Annotated in this window: 12 protein-coding genes; 2 read left to right on the top strand and 10 right to left on the bottom strand. The window is 48.0% G+C overall.

Annotation, left to right across the window (positions count from 1 at the left end; all coding sequences use genetic code 11):
- Window position 1 precedes the first annotated feature (1 nt).
- The 8 genes from LZG94_RS19150 to LZG94_RS19115 form a co-directional block, all read right to left on the bottom strand.
- Window positions 2-1,090 carry an efflux RND transporter periplasmic adaptor subunit gene (locus LZG94_RS19150; RefSeq protein ID WP_233793404.1) on the bottom strand — a complete coding sequence of 363 codons (1,089 nt, stop codon included), beginning with the start codon at window positions 1,088-1,090 and terminating at the stop codon, window positions 2-4.
- A 22-nt stretch (window positions 1,091-1,112) separates the two neighbouring features.
- The gene (locus LZG94_RS19145; protein ID WP_233793403.1) at window positions 1,113-2,405 is read right to left on the bottom strand and encodes a TolC family protein; all 1,293 of its coding nucleotides are present in this window, start codon (window positions 2,403-2,405) and stop codon (window positions 1,113-1,115) included.
- 82 nt (window positions 2,406-2,487) lie between these two features.
- A complete protein-coding gene (locus tag LZG94_RS19140; protein WP_233793402.1) occupies window positions 2,488-3,840 on the bottom strand; it encodes a HAMP domain-containing sensor histidine kinase in 1,353 nt (450 codons plus the stop codon).
- Window positions 3,837-4,517, bottom strand: coding sequence for a response regulator transcription factor (locus LZG94_RS19135; RefSeq protein ID WP_233793401.1), 681 nt, complete (start codon window positions 4,515-4,517; stop codon window positions 3,837-3,839). The genes LZG94_RS19140 and LZG94_RS19135 overlap by 4 nt, the downstream gene beginning before the upstream one ends.
- A gap of 24 nt (window positions 4,518-4,541) precedes the next feature.
- Window positions 4,542-5,657, bottom strand: coding sequence for a PepSY domain-containing protein (locus LZG94_RS19130; protein ID WP_233793400.1), 1,116 nt, complete (start codon window positions 5,655-5,657; stop codon window positions 4,542-4,544).
- A gap of 19 nt (window positions 5,658-5,676) precedes the next feature.
- Window positions 5,677-8,046, bottom strand: a complete 2,370-nt coding sequence (locus LZG94_RS19125) for a TonB-dependent receptor (RefSeq protein ID WP_233793399.1) — start codon at window positions 8,044-8,046, stop codon at window positions 5,677-5,679.
- A gap of 87 nt (window positions 8,047-8,133) precedes the next feature.
- Window positions 8,134-8,511: a hypothetical protein gene (locus LZG94_RS19120; protein ID WP_233793398.1), complete on the bottom strand. Its 378-nt coding sequence runs from the start codon at window positions 8,509-8,511 to the stop codon at window positions 8,134-8,136.
- 78 nt (window positions 8,512-8,589) lie between these two features.
- Complete coding sequence (locus LZG94_RS19115; RefSeq protein ID WP_215231702.1) at window positions 8,590-9,045, bottom strand: PA2169 family four-helix-bundle protein; 456 nt, start codon at window positions 9,043-9,045, stop codon at window positions 8,590-8,592.
- 225 nt (window positions 9,046-9,270) lie between these two features.
- Here LZG94_RS19115 and LZG94_RS19110 point away from each other — a divergent pair, with 225 nt between their 5' ends.
- Window positions 9,271-10,578 (top strand): hypothetical protein, encoded by a 1,308-nt coding sequence (locus tag LZG94_RS19110; RefSeq protein ID WP_233793397.1) that lies wholly within the window; start codon window positions 9,271-9,273, stop codon window positions 10,576-10,578.
- 52 nt (window positions 10,579-10,630) lie between these two features.
- Here the strand turns inward: LZG94_RS19110 and LZG94_RS19105 are convergent, their stop codons facing one another.
- Window positions 10,631-11,053, bottom strand: coding sequence for a response regulator (locus LZG94_RS19105; protein ID WP_233793396.1), 423 nt, complete (start codon window positions 11,051-11,053; stop codon window positions 10,631-10,633).
- Window positions 11,054-11,286: 233 nt separating this feature from the next.
- Between LZG94_RS19105 and LZG94_RS19100 the strand changes: the two genes are divergently transcribed.
- A complete protein-coding gene (locus tag LZG94_RS19100; RefSeq protein ID WP_409013328.1) occupies window positions 11,287-15,183 on the top strand; it encodes a two-component regulator propeller domain-containing protein in 3,897 nt (1,298 codons plus the stop codon).
- A gap of 65 nt (window positions 15,184-15,248) precedes the next feature.
- Here the strand turns inward: LZG94_RS19100 and LZG94_RS19095 are convergent, their stop codons facing one another.
- Window positions 15,249-16,256, bottom strand: a complete 1,008-nt coding sequence (locus LZG94_RS19095; protein ID WP_233793394.1) for a class I SAM-dependent methyltransferase — start codon at window positions 16,254-16,256, stop codon at window positions 15,249-15,251.
- Window positions 16,257-16,281 lie beyond the last annotated feature (25 nt).

Genomic DNA, 16,281 nt, shown 5'->3' with positions numbered 1-16,281 from the left:
TTTATTTATCCTGATCAAGGACTTCGGAAAAAAGCAGGAGCTGGTTGTTGATCACGACTTTTTCGCCTGCCGCAATACCGCTTTTGAAAAAGAGGCGGTCGTTGTCTTTTACGTTGGCTACTACCTTCCGTGGTTCAAGGGTATTGTCGGGTTTCTGGATCAGGACGTAGTTTTCGTTGTTGTGCAGGATCAGCGCAGCGGCGGGAATTCCCACCGCCAGCTCCTTGGAATGCCGGGTTACCACAGCCTCAATGGTCAGTCCGGGTTTCAGTTTCAGTTCCTTGTTGGCCATTCTGATCCTGGCTTTCAGTACCCTTTCAGTCGGGTCAAAAACCTGGGAAATGTCGGAGATCGTGCCTTCGAAAAAGTCGTTCGGGTAGGCTTTCGATTTGATGACCGCCTTCATTCCTTTTTGTACAAATGAAAGATCGACTGCGTAAATATTAGCCGTAACCCACACTTCTGACAGGTCTGAAATCGTAAACAGGCTCGCGTCGCTGCTGCTCACCTGCGTACCTTCCGAAATGTTGTATTCGACCACATAACCGCTCACCGGCGCTTTGATCTGGAACACGCCTTTTTCCGAACTCGCATTGTAGAGTGAGAGATTGGATTTGATCTTTTCGATCTCCGACTGTAATATCTCGGCTTCACTTTCGGCCTCAACCAAGTCTTTATCGGACGCAATGCGGTCTTCAAACATGGATTTAACCGAAGCGAGCTTGCGTTTTGCGACTGATAGTTGCGATTCCAAAACGCGGCCCTGTGCATTCAGTTCCGACAATTCGCTGCTGCGCATTTCGGCCAGCACCTGCCCTTTCGTAACCCGGTCGCCGAGTGAAATGTGTGAGCGCGTGATCATCCCCGTAACCAGACTGGCGTACCGGACAACCTGGTTCGGATTGTATTCGATCTGCCCCGTGAGTCTGATTGATTCAGTAATCGGTTCGATCACGGCGGGATATGCAGCCACGCCGCCCGGTTGGTACGAAGTCTGTTTCTTTTGGGTCACCGGCGCTTCCTTTGGCTCGTAGCAGGAAGTCATCAGCATCGCCACGGTCGATAAAGTGAATAGGTTTGATTTGAACATATATATGATACTTTTTTAGGTCTTAAATCTCTGCTCCTGTAGTGTAAACCAACTTTTCGCGGCTCTGCCGGAGCTGTTTGATGGTGGTAAAAATGGTCCGCTTGTTTGAAATGTAGGCTTCGAAAAAATCGAGATACTCGACCATATTCACATTGCGCTGCGCGAAGTAGCGGGTGTAGGATTCGAGCACATGATCGAGCTCCCCGCTGTATTCCGGATCGAGGTTTTGATAGGCTGAGATGCTTTTTTGCAGGTCGCGGAATGCGGCGGTCACCTCGGTTTCGATCTGCTGCGTTTTCTGTTTCGCCTGCACGTCCGACTGTTCAATACCGATCTTGCTTTCGAGGATATTGCCCTGGTTCCGGTTGAAAACGGGCACATCGAATTTTACCCCAAACCCAAAAAAGTTGAGCAGAAAGTTACCGCCGCGGTCGTAGTTGATACCCAGATTCACATCGGGTTTGCGCTGCGCATATTCGTATTCATACTTCTTTTTTGCCCAATCCTGCTGCATGCTATTGATCTTCACATCGGGCCGGTTGGCGAGCGCGGTCGCCGTTATATTACTCAGTGCAAGCGACGCTAACGTTTCGGTATCAGGCACTTCCGGCGTTTCGAATACGAGGTAACTGCTCGCCGGCGTATGCAGCAAAATAGTCAGGTCCTTTTGCAGGTTATTGATTTGCATCTGCGATTCCACCAATTCCTGGCCAAGTTCCAGTTTCAATGCGCGGAGGCGAAAGAGCTCGGGTTTGTTTACATTTCCCTGCTTGTACTGGCTTTCAAAAGAGGTCAGCAGCCGGGTTACGGCCGTTTGCTGGTTGCTAAGTACCGTTTGATAGGATTGCTGAAATGCGAGCTCGAAGAGATTTTCGCGCAGCTGCAACTTCATTTCGCGGATCAGTTCGGAGAAATATTCGGCGGCCATATCCCGGGAAACCAATTCGAGGGCAATGCGTTTCCGGCGTTTTCCACCTGTTTCAATGAGCTGCGAAAGCTCGGCGGTGAATTCGCGGTTCTTACCAAAATTCCCGAATAAAGGCGGGATCGTTTCCCCGGAAGACAGCTGATTCCGCGTCGCCCACAGATTCACTTCGTCGAGACTGAACTCGGGATTGGGCCAGAGTTTAGCCTGGATAATTCCCGCTTCGGCCTGCCTGATGCTCAGATTCTGCGCGATCAGGTCAAGGTTATTACCCAGAAATAATGCTTCCGCTTCTTTTTGGTTAATTCTCAGCGTGTCCTGAGCCGACACTTTTAACGAAAAAATGATAGAGGAGGTCAGCGCGAAGAACGCTATGATATACACCTTCACACAATGTCTGTTTGTTGAAGGCACAAAACTATCCGCGCAACATTAGAGCGTTCTTTGAGCTACATTAAAAGTAAATGAGAAATCAGAAAAGAATACGGACCGTGGTGCCCGCGCCGACTGTTGACCGGATCTGAAAATCGATACCATGATTTTCCAGAATCTTACTGGAAATGGTCATTCCCAGTCCGTTACCCGTTGTTCTGGACACATTGCCGCCGCGGTAGAACGGTTCGAATATGTGGGTGAGATCGTTCTGACTGATGCCTATTCCCTGATCGGCTATTATCATTTGCAGCCGCTCTCCTGCCAGTTCAAGTGTAATATCGATCGGTTTCCGGTCTGAAAACTTGGCTGCATTTTCGATGAGATTGTACAATGCAATATAGAGCTGCGTCGGGTTACAGGTGAATGTGAGCACGTCCGTGCGGCCTTCGGGCAGCATTAATGCGAGATTCGTCTGGATATCTGGATATTCGGATTGCAGCTGATCGAGCACTTCCCACAGAATTTCGTCGATACGCTGCCCGCTTCGCATTTCCGGCGTCTGTTTTTCAAGATCAGCCAGGATCAAGAGGTTTTTGAGTATCTTCTCCAAACGTTCGGCATCGTGCAGCACATCGCGGCTCACGGACTGGTATTCTTCCACTGACCTTTCTTTATTCAGCAAAACTTCCAAATCACCTACGATCGCCGCAAGCGGAGTTTTGAGTTCGTGCGAGGCGTGACTGATGAAATTTTTCTGTATCTGGATATTCTGGTAAGATTTATCCAGCATCGCATTAAACTCCTTGAAAAGGTCTTCCAGTTCGTCGCGCGTTTTGGGGTAAGTGAGCTGCTTCCGGTCGCGGGTCACATCCAGCGACTTCACCTGCTCGATGATATTGCGGATCGGCTGGTAGGCGATTCTTGACAAAGTATAACTCAGCGCCACAATCACAATGATACCAACCACCAGCGCAGTAAGCAGTATTTTTAGAAATTCATTTTCCTGCGCATTCAGTGTGGGGTTATTGGCCTTGATGATGACACTGAACGAACCCTGGTTATCCCGGTAGTAGATCGCATAATAATACAAGCTGTCGATCTTGAAACTGTAACTCTCGCGGTCGCGGATCGTTTTGAGGATGTTAATGGTAATGTTAGAATCCGCGTCTGCCTCCCCGAAGTGAATATTGCCTGCTTTATCGTACAGCCGGATCTCCTGGTTGGCGGTCGCGGTAAGGAATCGTTTCTCAATTCTTTTGTACTCTTTGGAGCTCATTTCGTCTTCTTCGAGGTAAAACATAGCGGTAAGCGAAGCTTTTCGTGCCAGTTCTTCGAAGAAAATATTCTCGGCTGATTTGGTGAAATTAAAATAGATCAGCGCGGACGAGACGGTGAACACCAGGCTGAAAACCAGGGAAGAAACGAGGGTAAGCTTGTGCTGTACTTTCATTTTTTCGCCGATATCATGTAGCCCCGCCCCTTCACCGTTTTGATCAATTTTTCAGAAAAATCAGCGTCGATCTTGTTGCGGAGATAGGAAATATATACGTCGACCACATTGGTATAAGTATCCGCATTCGCACCCCACACGACCTGCAAAATCTGACTTCTTGTAACTATTTTATTCTGATTTTCAAGCAAATACACCAGAAAGCGAAATTCTTTGACAGACAAAACAATCTCCTTTTGTTCGCGGGAAACTGCATTGGTATCGAGGTTTACACTCAGGTCACCACAGGTTAGCACATTGTCTTTGGAATAATGCAGCTCGTACCGCCTCCGCAATGCATTGATCCGCGAAAGGAGTTCGGGAAAATGGATCGGTTTGGTGAGATAGTCGTCCGCGCCCAGGTCCAGCGCCTTGATCTTATCCTCGGCTTCACCCAACGCGCTCAGCATGAGCACGGGCGTATCCATTTTCCGGTAGCGGATCAGTTGCGTGAGCTGCAATCCGTCGATATCGGGCAGCATGATATCGAGGATAAAAAGGTCCCAGGTTTCGTACTGGATCAGCTGCCTGGCCTCCGCTCCATCCTGCGCCAGCTGCACGGAATAGCCCGCTTCCTGCAAACCCTTCACCAAAAACCCGCCAATACGCTCGTCATCTTCGACTACCAGAATTCTCATTTTTTACCACAGATTTTCACGAATTTAGGCAAAAACGAAAGGTTTTCGAACCCGCCGCCACCAGAGCATAAACCCCGTCACTGCCAGCAGACCGGGTGTGAGCCCGATGATCACGTACAGGATTTTCACCGCTGTTCCACCAAAATTACCAATATGCAAAGGGTGAAATGTGGCTTCAATGCGTTCTCCCAGGGATTTGTCAGCCAGTTTGGTTACCTGAAAAACCTTGCCCGTCTGCTGATCTATCCGCACCGAATTGCCCGCACCAAAAAGTTTCCACTGCCCTTTTTCATATCCCCTCACTTCAAACTTGCGCTCCGGCTGCGTGGGCAGATATGCATAGGTCGGTTCGAGATTGGGGAAAGCACTTAGCGCGGTGCGGTACATAGTATCTGCCGACACCGCCATGAATGTATTGGGTTTGGTCGCCACGATTTCTTTTTCCCAGGTCTTCGCTTCCAGAGCAAACATATTCATCCAAAATCCTGTGAAAAAGATCACCGCATTTAAAACCAGCGACCATACCCCGACGATCCGGTGCAGATCGGAGCTTATAGTCCGCCAATTTTTACGGTTGAGGGAAATGCGGAATGTCAGTACTTTCCAGATCATTTTCTTGTAAACGATCGCGCCGGTGAGCACCGAAAGTAGCATCGTTATGCCAAATATGGCCGTGAGCGCCGCGCCCGGAATGCCCAGCTGAAAACTGAAATGAAACTGAAACAACCACTCGATAAAGCTTGGCATAAAATCAGTCGCCGGCCCTTCCCGCAGGATTGCGCCGGTGTAAGGATTGAACGAGATCAGCGCCAGATCGTAAGTCAACATTTTCTTGTCATTAAAGTAGATCCTGAAATTGTAAGCCTCGTCGGGCCTGGCTGCCGGATTCAGCCAGGCAATCCCGTCCAGGTTGGGATACCGGGAGGTAATCGTCTCATAGCACCGCATTAAAGCATCTCCCGAATTACCCGTTTCTAGCGGCGAAACGCGCAGCAAGTCCTGATTTGCAAGCTGATCCAGTTCCGTTTTGAAAACGAGTACTGAGCCGCTTAGTCCAAGGAGGATCAGGAATATCCCTGTTATCAACCCAAGCCAGCTGTGGAGCCGGAACAAGGTTTGATTTAATCTGAATTTTTTCATAAAAAGGCCAGCCACAGGATTACCAGAGTTGATAACTAACCCCGATCCGGATATTGAACGGATCGCCAAGACCCGCCGTCGTCACACCCGACCGGCTTCCGGTGAAATAATGCTTGTTGGCCAAATTATACGCATTGAGCTGCACCTGGTACCTGTTGCGCGAGTAAGAAATAGCCGCATCCAGCACTGTATATGATGGAAAAACGAAATTCTGGTTGCTCAGCAAGCCCACCTGGTTGCTCACATATCGCACGCCAGCGGCGATTCCCAGCCCTTTTAATGCCTGAGAAGGTAGCGCATATTTACCCCAGAAATTAACCTGATGTTTGGGCGCATTGGCAAATCGGTCTCCTTTTTTTCCGTAAGTCGTGGTGCTGATCAGTTCGTGCTCGTTGAATGCATAACCCGCAACTAAACTCAAACGGTTAAGGTTTCCAACGATCGAAAACTCTCCGCCGCGGCTGCGCGTACCGTCGATCGCTGCCTGCCGGTGCGAGTTTTCCTCCGTCGGCGCAGCTGTAAGGATATTGGCATAATTGATCTGATAGAGCGACAAAGTAGTCGACAATCGGTTGCTGATCAGGTCGGCTTTGGTGCCTATTTCGTACTGAGTTGCCTGCCGGGTCGGGAATGGCCCGCCCGAGAGCACATTGTTGGAAGTCTGCGGATTGAACGATCTAAGGTAGGTTCCGTACACTGATAGATTTTTTACCGGCAAATAAACGACCGCGATCCGCGGAATCCAGCCCGACGTTTTGAGCTCGTCTCCCTGCTTGTTATCCCGATCTGACAGAGGCGTTTCCTTGCCATTATAATCATCATAACGCAACGAAAGCAGCACTTTTAATTTACTCCTCACACTCACCTGATCCTGGACATAAGCGCCTGCCAGATTGGTAATGCGCTTGTTATCATCAGATTCGTCGGCCGGAGTCGAAGGATCGGGAATGCTGCCGGTATAGTCGGGATTGAGGATGGAAATGCGCGTGGAAGACTTGTAACTGTAATCATTTTGCGTCCAGCCGTAGCGGTTATAGTCTGCGCCAACGATGATCTGGTGGCCTAGAAAGCCCGTTTTGGTGGTATAAGTAGCAAATGCGGTCGTTTGCAAACTAAACCGATCCGTTTCCCAATCCTGGAACCCGCGGCTGATCGAATCGTTGCGGATCCTGCCCACCGGAATATGATCTGTGTAATCAAGGACATTTCTTACAGCGCGTTCCACCACGGTCACTTTCAGGTTATCACTGATTTGGTGGTTGAATGTCAGCGTAGCCGACGCATTGTGCGTTTTCCCATAATCTGTCGGGCTTTGTATCGTCAGATTTTTGGGATAATAATTGAAATCGAAAGTGCCGTCGGGCCGGGAGTAAATGTAGCTTCCGTTGTCATATTGCTGCACCGCCTTTGAGTAAGCGTAGTTGAGTTCAAGATTGAAGGAAGTTCGTTCGCTGGGCAGATAAGTGAGCGACGGCGCTACGAACAGGTTTTTTTTATTTTGATAATCCCTAAAACTTTCCGAGCGATCATATCCCACAATAGCCCGGTATAAGAGCTTTTTATCTCGGGAAAACGGCCCTGTGAAATCCACAGATCCCCTTCCAAATCCCCAACTTCCAAGAGAAAGATCCACACTTGCCCTTTTTTCAGATAATGGTTTTTTGGTAATAAAATTGACCACACCACCGGGAGAACCCTCACTGAACAACGCTCCCGAAGGCCCACGCAGCAACTCTACTGATTCTATATTGTACAGCAAAGGCTGCTGGCTCCACAGATACAGATTGCCACGTATTCCGTTAAAAAGCAAGAAACTGGCATCGGTTGGAGAGTAAGCCGTAAAGCCGCGGATCTGAAAAGAACCATTTCCGTTATTGGCTTTCATGCCCGTGAATGTGCCTGCGATCTCATTAAGGGTAAAAGCCTGCCGGTCGCGCAATACGGCCGAAGACACAACCTGCACAGATTGAGGAGTTTCAAGCAGCGGCACGTCCAGCCGCGTCGAGCTGCTTGAACCGGAAACCTGGTATGCACTTCTGGCCGCACTCACGACAACTTCGGTCAGCACCTGGCGACTTTCAGAAAGTTGCAGATTGAGAAATGGATTTTTCCCCTTCACAATTTTAAGACTCTGGGAATAAGCAATATATCCGACATTAGACACGGTCAGAACGTATGATCCGGGTGTAATGCGTTCCAGGCTGAATTGTCCGTCGGCTCCTGTAATAGTTCCGACCGGGGTATTCTGAAATGCAACGGAAGCACCGATCACTGGTTCGTTGTCTGCATTCACAATGCGGCCACTGAGCGTCCCCAGTTCTGATTGAGCATTGGTTTTCAAACCATTAAACAAAATGGTAATAAGGATAAACAGGTATTTGAATTTCATTGGATATGCAATGATAAACGCGCCGCTCGAAGGCCGAACGGGTGCAGTCAGGTTGAAGTTTTTAATAAATAATGCGTTAGGGGATATTTAAACGCAAGGTGGGGGAACAACAACGGCTAACGGCGCCTGGTAAGCGGCCAGCTGATAAGGAAAGGCAAGTTGCTGATTGTCAGCGATAGGCTTTGGAAGGAATTCAAATATGGTGACTGGTGATGCAAAAAGATGCAGTGTGGGCAGATTACGCACCTGCTCGCCGGTCTGCTGATCCTTTTTCTCCTCCTGCGCTTTCAGTCTCTTCGCGAGGTAGCAATGGCCTTCGCAATGCAGCTGCGGCTTGTCGCGGTTTTCGCAAAGGACGCGGGTAATGTAATCCTTGTTAACGTGATAATATGCGATAGTACCCCACTGACTAAAAGTCGGCAGGATTGTAACAATGAGCCATATGTAAAGCAGCGTAACTCGCATGGATTATGCGCAAATATAGCGATGGATCACATAAAAAAAGCCGCCTCGATTGAGACGGCTGATTTTTACCGATAGATTTTAAGCTTTTGCAACGTCGCGCAAAGCTTTAATTTTATCATGCGCAGAATTGATTCCCTGCGCCTGTGAACTTACAAGTTCACGAGCATCTGCCGGAAGATCACTGCTTTCCAGCGCATCTTTATACGCTTTTTTGATAGCATCTTCGCCGCGCTCAGCTTCCGACAGAATACCTGCACGGTCACTTCCGCCGAAAATTGATTTTATGTCAATCCATGCGCGGTGCAAAGTACCGCTTACACTTTGTTCATTTTCAAGATGTGGCGCAGAACCTGCAATCGCAGAAAGTTCCTGAACGTTTTTGCGGCTCTGCATTGCATAACCTTCAAAAACCACTTTCAAATCCACATTTTCATCATTGATATCTTCAATCGCCTTTTCAAAACCAGCTACACGGTCGTTGTTGATCTCAATAAGATCATGAATTAAACCGTTCGCATTTTCGAGACTTGCCATAATAGTTTTTTAGTTTGTTTGAAAGCTCTACTAAGAATATTGTGCCACTACCCTCCTGCCCACATAAATTTCTTGATAATTAGCGTTGCCAGGAGTATTTAAAATCGATTCTGAGCGGCCCTGATTTTCTTATTTTAATGATAAACTTTCCCATAATTTGTTAATTTTGATCACTTTAACTACACCCTTTCCTTGTTCCCAGGCATTATGAAACAATTTCTCCGGATGTCAGTAATAGTCGGTTCCGCTGTTCTCTCCACGATGAGCTCCTGCCGCAAGCCCGTTGATGTGATTGAAGCGGAAAAGGGGCAGGAAAGTGTGGACAGCATTCCCTCCACCGGGCACAATCCCGTCCAACTGGAAGATCCTATTTTTTTGAACCGGCATTTTGCCAAAGGATTTATCACTGATCAAATTACCAAAACTCCCGAAGACAGCCCGCTGCTCCCCTGGCTTGCACGCGAAGCAGCAGCTTTCGATCCTGGAAATCTTGTTTTAACGGGCAATACTTCGCCTATGCTGGCATTTGGTGATGGTATGTCGGCTGGGTGGATGAACGGCGGACTTTACAGAGCCGGGCAGCAAACTGCTTTTCCGAATCTGATTGCACATCAAATGGGGCTGAAAAATTTCAAATCACCGCTTTTCGACCTCGAACATGGAAATGGTACAGGCTATTTCGTTCAGACAAGTAAAAATGGTAGCCCGACCTGGTCGGAAGTGACTAATAACCTTGCTATCACCAAGCTAAGCAACGTGCCTGAAATGGTGCCTTACCAGGGAGGTGATGTTGAGAATATGTCGGAGCCTCGGTTGGATCAGGGCGGTATCGGCGGCACGCTTTCCCCAAAGGAAAATGGCTGGGTATATGGTGCAGACGGACGTGGCTGGACAGATGATATGATCTTTTTCTGGCGCATGAAGCCGAATGCGGATAAAAGCAAGGATACTTACTGGGATCTGCTGAATACCAGCGTGTCCACAAAAAAACCGGCGATCGTAATTTCCAGCTTTGGATTTGATACCTGGGCGGAGCTGAATATCAAGGAAGCGACGCGGGGAATTGACTGGGCAATGTCCTCATCGGAATCGTCGGCACTAACGATTTCAGTCGCAGAGGTGGCGCAGCGGGCAGGCTCGCAAGGTATCGTGTATACGATCCCGGCATTCAGGCACTTGCCCTATTTTTCGTGGCAAACACAACTTTCAGGGCCCGCCACCCCGGAACAATACAGCGCAGCGACGCTCAGCGGTACCAATCAGCGGATACGCGAGGAAGCAAAAACCAAAAAGCTGCTGGTTGTCGATCTTGAAAAGATATATGAGCAGATTTTTGCAGGTACTTATGTAACCGGAGATGGGTACAAAATCAGCGGTAAGCCGGGCGGCAATTTTTTCTCGGGTGACGGAATTTATCCTTCGGCTATCGGTAATGCGGTTATAGCCAATGAAACGATCAAGGTTATCAATGCCCATTTCGGTTCAAAGATACCGCTGATCAACTTGAATGAATATGCTGCTTATATTAAATGAAGAATAGCGGTGATAAGCCCAGTTCGCTTTTCTATCCAGAGTATTCCGTTTTTCAGAAGTTATTCGGCGCGGCGCAGCTTTTCCAGTATTCGATGATCACCCTGACGGTATCTTTAACTTCCTGAAAGGCGCCTGGTTTTACAAAAAAACCTTGTGCAGAATTACTGTAAGCATCGATTACCGCCTGGTGGTTTAATGCAGTTGTAAAGAAAATATAGGGAATACACCTGAGGTTCAACTCTGCGTCAGTATGCAGCTTTTTCCTAAGTTCCAGCCCATTCAATTTCGGCAGGTTAATATCTGAAAGGATAATGAATGGTCTGTCGGTGCTTTCGTAGAGATATTCGAGTGCTGACAAACCATCGGAAAAGTACCTTCTTTGGTTCGGAAACCCCAGCTCTTTAAATGCTTCTTCCAGGACAAAACGGTCGTCTTCGTCGTCTTCGATGATAATGATAGTACCGCTTTTATCCATAGTTAATGATCCTTTAAGCCAAAAGCACTAAAAACATGCCATAGCGCTGGCGAAGATCATCATATTTTCAGGAAGTTTCGCGAAGGATGTGTCAGGGATTCAAAATGCCAGCGGCACAAGCGTTACGCGCCTCACATAAATTTCAAGGGTGCATGAAATATAGAATTTCTTCTGTACCAGGTATTATATAAAATTAACTACTTATATTTCTACAAAACTTTACAAGTAATTTTATGTCCGCTGAGAATAACATGATGTTCTGTCGTTGTGTTTTCATTTACCTTCTACTCACATCCTTTTTCTCATTGCGGGCGTTGTGCCAAAATAAGCCCCTCCATTTTCGGCACTTATCCTCAGAAAACGGCCTTGTTGACAATAACGTGAATTGTTTTTTCCAAGACAGTAAAGGTTTTATATGGATAGGTACCAGCGCCGGATTGAGTCGGTACGACGGGCATGAATTCAGAACTTACAGAAACGAAGAAGGAGACAAGAACTGCCTGAGCAACAATGCAGTGACGAGTATTACGGAGGATAAAGCAGGCAATATCTGGATTGCGACAAGCGGAGGCGGCCTGAATGTGCTCGACCGTACGAGAAAGCGTTTTACAGCCTACATGTTCAGCGTCAGTAACAAGAATGGTGTCTCGGGTGACTACATTAATCAGATTGTTTTTGACAAAAACGGAAAATTGTGGCTCGCGACAACCGGTGGATTGGATCTTTTTGATACAGAGAAAAGGGTCGTGACCGCGCGCTACCACTTCAACCCGGATCGCGCTAACAGCCTCAGCAGCAATAATGTAAATACAGTCTACTGCGATCAGAACAACAATATCTGGGCCGGCACTTCTGCCGGACTGAATCTGCTGAACCGGCAGACAGGCTCTTTCAAGAGATTTATTACTGATAAAAGTCGGCCTAATTCGCTTTCAGGAGATGAGGTCCGCTCTATTTTCCAGGATTCCAAAGGCCGCATCTGGATTGGTACTTATGGAAACGGGCTGAACCTTTACCAGCCCGGCGACGGCACATTCCGGCGATTTAAAAAAGAACCCGGAAACCCGGCCAGCCTGTCCAACAACAGCGTTACCAGCATCAGCGAAAGTCAGGGTGACATCTGGATGGGAACAGAAAACGGCGGATTGAATATCCTGGACACGCGCAGCTGGACATTCACATCTTACATACACGACGAAATTGATCTGAGCAGCGTCGCTGGAAATTCTGTCGACTGCATTTTCAAGGATAGCCAGGAAAACTTGTGGATGGGCATTTTCAGCAGCGGCATCAACATTTACAAACGTGAAAGCGGCTTCCAGCACTTTCGGCGCAATGCAACTGCAAGTAGCCTTTCAAACAACGCAGTACTTTGTTTTTATGAAGATCCCGACCAAAAAATGTGGATCGGGACCGACGGCGGGGGCATTAATTTGTTCGATATCACAAAGCAGCAGTTTGTTGCATCTTCAAAAAAGAATGCAGGACAAGGGATTTCCGGCAGGTTTATTCTCACAATTGTGCCTGATAACGCGCGTAAACTTTGGATAGGAACGTGGGGCTCAGGCCTGAATGTGCTCGACCCGAAAACGGGCCGTTCGGAAGTTTACAGGCACAAACCGGACGCTGCCAACACATTGTATTCTGACAACGTTTATGCAATTGCCAACGCATCGGATGGCAAAATGTGGCTGAGCACTTACGGAGAAGGCCTCGACGTTTTTGACCCGGCTACAAAAAAATTCAAACATTACCTCAGTGATCCCGATGATATGAAAACGCTGTCGGACAATACTGTGAATTGTTTTCTGGTCGACAGGAAGGGGACATTATGGATTGGTACCGACGAAGGGCAGCTGAACAGTTATCACCCAGAGACAGATTCCTTCACAAGATTCCAGGTTGCTGTAGCAAAGCGAATTTTCAATGGCGCGGTTACCTGCATTGCGGAGGACAGAAATGGCATTTTGTGGCTTTCTACATTAAAAGGCGTGGTCCGCTTTGACCCGGCGAACCAAAAGTTTAAAAGGTATACGACAGAGAACGGGCTGATCGATAACGTGACGCAGGCGATTGTTGAAGACAATTCGGGCATGCTCTGGATCAGTGCGAAAGGCGGACTCTCAAAGTTTGATCCGGCGCGTGAAAAGTTCGAAAATTATCCTGTTGAATTTGGATTGCAGGGCAGGGAATTCAAACAAAAAGCAGCTTATAAAGACCGGCAGGGAAACTTGTATTTCGGTGGTCTCAAAGGTTTTAATAAGTTCAACCCGCAGCATATCGACCGCAATCAGGCTGCTTATCCTATTATGATCACCAGTTTTAAGATCCTCAATAAAAATGCAAAGGTGGTGAATCCCGACAATATCGCACCAGTTCTGGATACTGAGATCGCCGATGCCACGCGGCTTACTTTGTCGCATAATCAGTCCTTCATTTCCATTGATTATGCAGCGCTGGATTTTACATCTTCCCGAAGAAACTATGCCTATTATCTGGAAGGATTTGAAGAGGATTGGAATTACGCAGAGAGCAAAAACGCAGCTGTGTACACCAACCTGCCGCCGGGGGAATTTACTTTCCGGGTAAAGGCACAGAACATTTCGGGGGAGTGGGTTGTAAGGCAGCAAAGCCTTGCTATCGTTGTTAAACCTCCTTTCTGGGCTACCTGGTGGTTTCGCGCATTGGGCTTCCTGCTTGTGGCTTGCATTATTTACCTTCTATACAGACTCCGGGTTGCAGCGATTATGCGGCAAAAAGCAACATTGGAATCGCTTGTTGAAGAACGCACGACCATGGTCCAGAACCAAGCAGGAGAATTGCATGCACAGTCTGAACATTTGCAGGCACTGAACGAAGAGTTGCAGGCGCAATCGGAGGAACTGCGCGCGCAGACAGAGGAACTTTATGACCAGCACAGCGAGGCGCAGCTCGCCCGCGAAGAAGCCGAACGCGCCAATCACGCCAAAAGCATTTTCCTGGCCACGATGAGCCACGAGATCCGGACACCTATGAACGGAGTGATCGGAATGACGGCACTACTGTCTGAAACGGAGCTCAGCACCGAGCAGCGGGACTACACCAGGACCATTTCAGCATGCGGGGAGACGCTGGTCCACGTGATCAACGACATTCTTGACTTTTCCAAAATCGAATCGGGTAAGCTGGACCTGGAAGCCCACGAATTCGAGCTTCGGATCACGATGGAGGAAATCGTGCAACTATTCGTTTTACAGGCTTCGCAAAAGGGTATCGACCTTCAATATTCCATTGATAAGCGCATTCCGCATTTTCTGGTAGGCGACAGTTCGAGGTTAAAACAGATATTAACAAACCTGATCAATAATGCACTCAAATTCACCGATCGCGGACAGATTACGATTGACGTGTGTCTGGAAACCGAACTGGAATCCAGCCAGGTCCGCGTCGGCTTTACGGTGAAGGATACTGGTATCGGCATCATCACAAGCAGTATTCCGAACCTGTTCCGGGCATTTTCCCAGGTCGACTCTTCCATTAACCGCAAATACGGAGGCACCGGGCTGGGGCTGGTCATTTGTGAAAGGCTCGTACGTTTAATGGGCGGCGTGATCTGGGTAGAAAGCGAATATGGTAAGGGATCTTCCTTCCGATTCAATATCGTGACCGGTTACACAGACCAGATCTCAGACCAGAGCAGGCCGATCCCGGGGCAGAACATCAGCGCGAAGGTACTGGAACTTGATTTTGCCCTGCATTATCCGCTGCGGATCCTGGTGGCGGAAGACAACCTTGTCAATCAGAAATTCATTGAATATGTACTGAACAAACTCGGATACGAAATCAGCATGGTGAGCAACGGATTGGAGGTGCTGGAAAACCTCACTGCACACACTTACGATGTCATCCTGATGGATTTGCAAATGCCGGAAATGGACGGACTTCAGGCTACCAAGATCATACGGGAGAGACACGGGCCCAAACCCTATATTGTTGCATTGACTGCCAACGCCATGAGTGAAGACCGGAACAGGTGCTTCGCCATTGGAATGAACGATTACACAACTAAACCGATGAAACTGGAAGCACTCAAAAGTGTGCTCAAAAAGGCATTTTACAAGATCCAAATGCTTCAACCCGACCTGCAATAGCGTTCCCTACCTACGAATTCGAAATTCAGGGTTTACAACGGAATAAGCGAGCTTAGAAGACGTGTCTAGTTCATGCACAATGCAGCTTGTTCAGCGGGTATTGCACTTCGTATTCTCAGGAACAGATTGATTCCCAGCGGCTCTTGCTCCACGGAGATATTCGCAGGATGTACGCCCGCTTCCATTGAAAGCCGGGTTAACTCCTCCGCGCTTCTGTGGATCAGCAACCATTCCCCAAAAATTTCCATATAACCCCTGCTGGGATTATTTTCCGAGAAGTTACCGATCAGTATCTCTCCGCCTGGTTTCAGAAAAGTAAGTAAGCGCTTGATAGCTATTACAAAAATTTTGTCCTCAAAATAATCAAACAGTCCGGCCGACCAGATCACATCGTATTTCTCCGCACTCGAAAAACGCAGAATATTCTTCTGTCGAAAGCTGATCTGGCTCTCGTAAGCTTTACAAAGATCGCCAGCAAAAGCTACTGCACGGGAATCAATATCTACGCAGGTTGCCTTCAACATCTCCGGATCTATTGTCTGATATAGTTCAAATAAATCCCTGGCAGGGCCGCTGGCGACGTTCAGCAAGTTAAGAACACCATTTCTGCCTTTCAGCTTTTCCAGGATATTTTGCTTAAAGAAATCCTTACGGTTGCGCACTGCCTGAGTGGCTGCCTGATCGTGAAAGTAACGGTCCCATTTTTCGAAGCCGGGGTGACCAAAACTATCGTAGGTGTAAATCATATCGATCAGCGCATAGTCGCCGGCATATCCTAACGGTTTCCGGTAAACGTACCCGTGAATGGTATTGGCTAAAAAGCCTTCATCAAAAATACTTTGCAGGAAGGCTGTCTGTGACTCGCTGATGTACCCATTTTGCTGCATACGGTACAATTGCTGCATCAACTGATCCAAAAGCGGGTACTCCGCCGGCTCGGGGCCGCCCCGGGCAACCATTTCATGTAATAGGGAAATGCTCTGCGACTGGATGACAGGACCTTTTGTTTGTTGCATGGAGACATAGGTCTCCCGTTCTGCAACCGCGGGGGATGCGAAGTTGAGCTTGTTCATTAAGTAGTTCTACGTTTGAGTAAAT

Source organism: Dyadobacter sp. CY343, from assembly GCF_021390335.1.
Taxonomy (GTDB): domain Bacteria; phylum Bacteroidota; class Bacteroidia; order Cytophagales; family Spirosomataceae; genus Dyadobacter.
Note: the sequence above shows the minus strand (reverse complement) of the source record. Positions and strands in the feature narration are given on the sequence as shown.

What these genes read in the sequence shown, in the direction of transcription:
- LZG94_RS19150 (WP_233793404.1), bottom strand. Translation starts at nt 1,090, where the DNA reads ATGTTCAAATCAAACCTATTCACTTTATCGACCGTGGCGATGCTGATG.
- LZG94_RS19140 (WP_233793402.1), bottom strand. Translation starts at nt 3,840, where the DNA reads ATGAAAGTACAGCACAAGCTTACCCTCGTTTCTTCCCTGGTTTTCAGC.
- LZG94_RS19135 (WP_233793401.1), bottom strand. Translation starts at nt 4,517, where the DNA reads ATGAGAATTCTGGTAGTCGAAGATGACGAGCGTATTGGCGGGTTTTTG.
- LZG94_RS19130 (WP_233793400.1), bottom strand. Translation starts at nt 5,657, where the DNA reads ATGAAAAAATTCAGATTAAATCAAACCTTGTTCCGGCTCCACAGCTGG.
- LZG94_RS19125 (WP_233793399.1), bottom strand. Translation starts at nt 8,046, where the DNA reads ATGAAATTCAAATACCTGTTTATCCTTATTACCATTTTGTTTAATGGT.
- LZG94_RS19120 (WP_233793398.1), bottom strand. Translation starts at nt 8,511, where the DNA reads ATGCGAGTTACGCTGCTTTACATATGGCTCATTGTTACAATCCTGCCG.
- LZG94_RS19115 (WP_215231702.1), bottom strand. Translation starts at nt 9,045, where the DNA reads ATGGCAAGTCTCGAAAATGCGAACGGTTTAATTCATGATCTTATTGAG.
- LZG94_RS19110 (WP_233793397.1), top strand. Translation starts at nt 9,271, where the DNA reads ATGTCAGTAATAGTCGGTTCCGCTGTTCTCTCCACGATGAGCTCCTGC.
- LZG94_RS19105 (WP_233793396.1), bottom strand. Translation starts at nt 11,053, where the DNA reads ATGGATAAAAGCGGTACTATCATTATCATCGAAGACGACGAAGACGAC.
- LZG94_RS19100 (WP_409013328.1), top strand. Translation starts at nt 11,287, where the DNA reads ATGTCCGCTGAGAATAACATGATGTTCTGTCGTTGTGTTTTCATTTAC.
- LZG94_RS19095 (WP_233793394.1), bottom strand. Translation starts at nt 16,256, where the DNA reads ATGAACAAGCTCAACTTCGCATCCCCCGCGGTTGCAGAACGGGAGACC.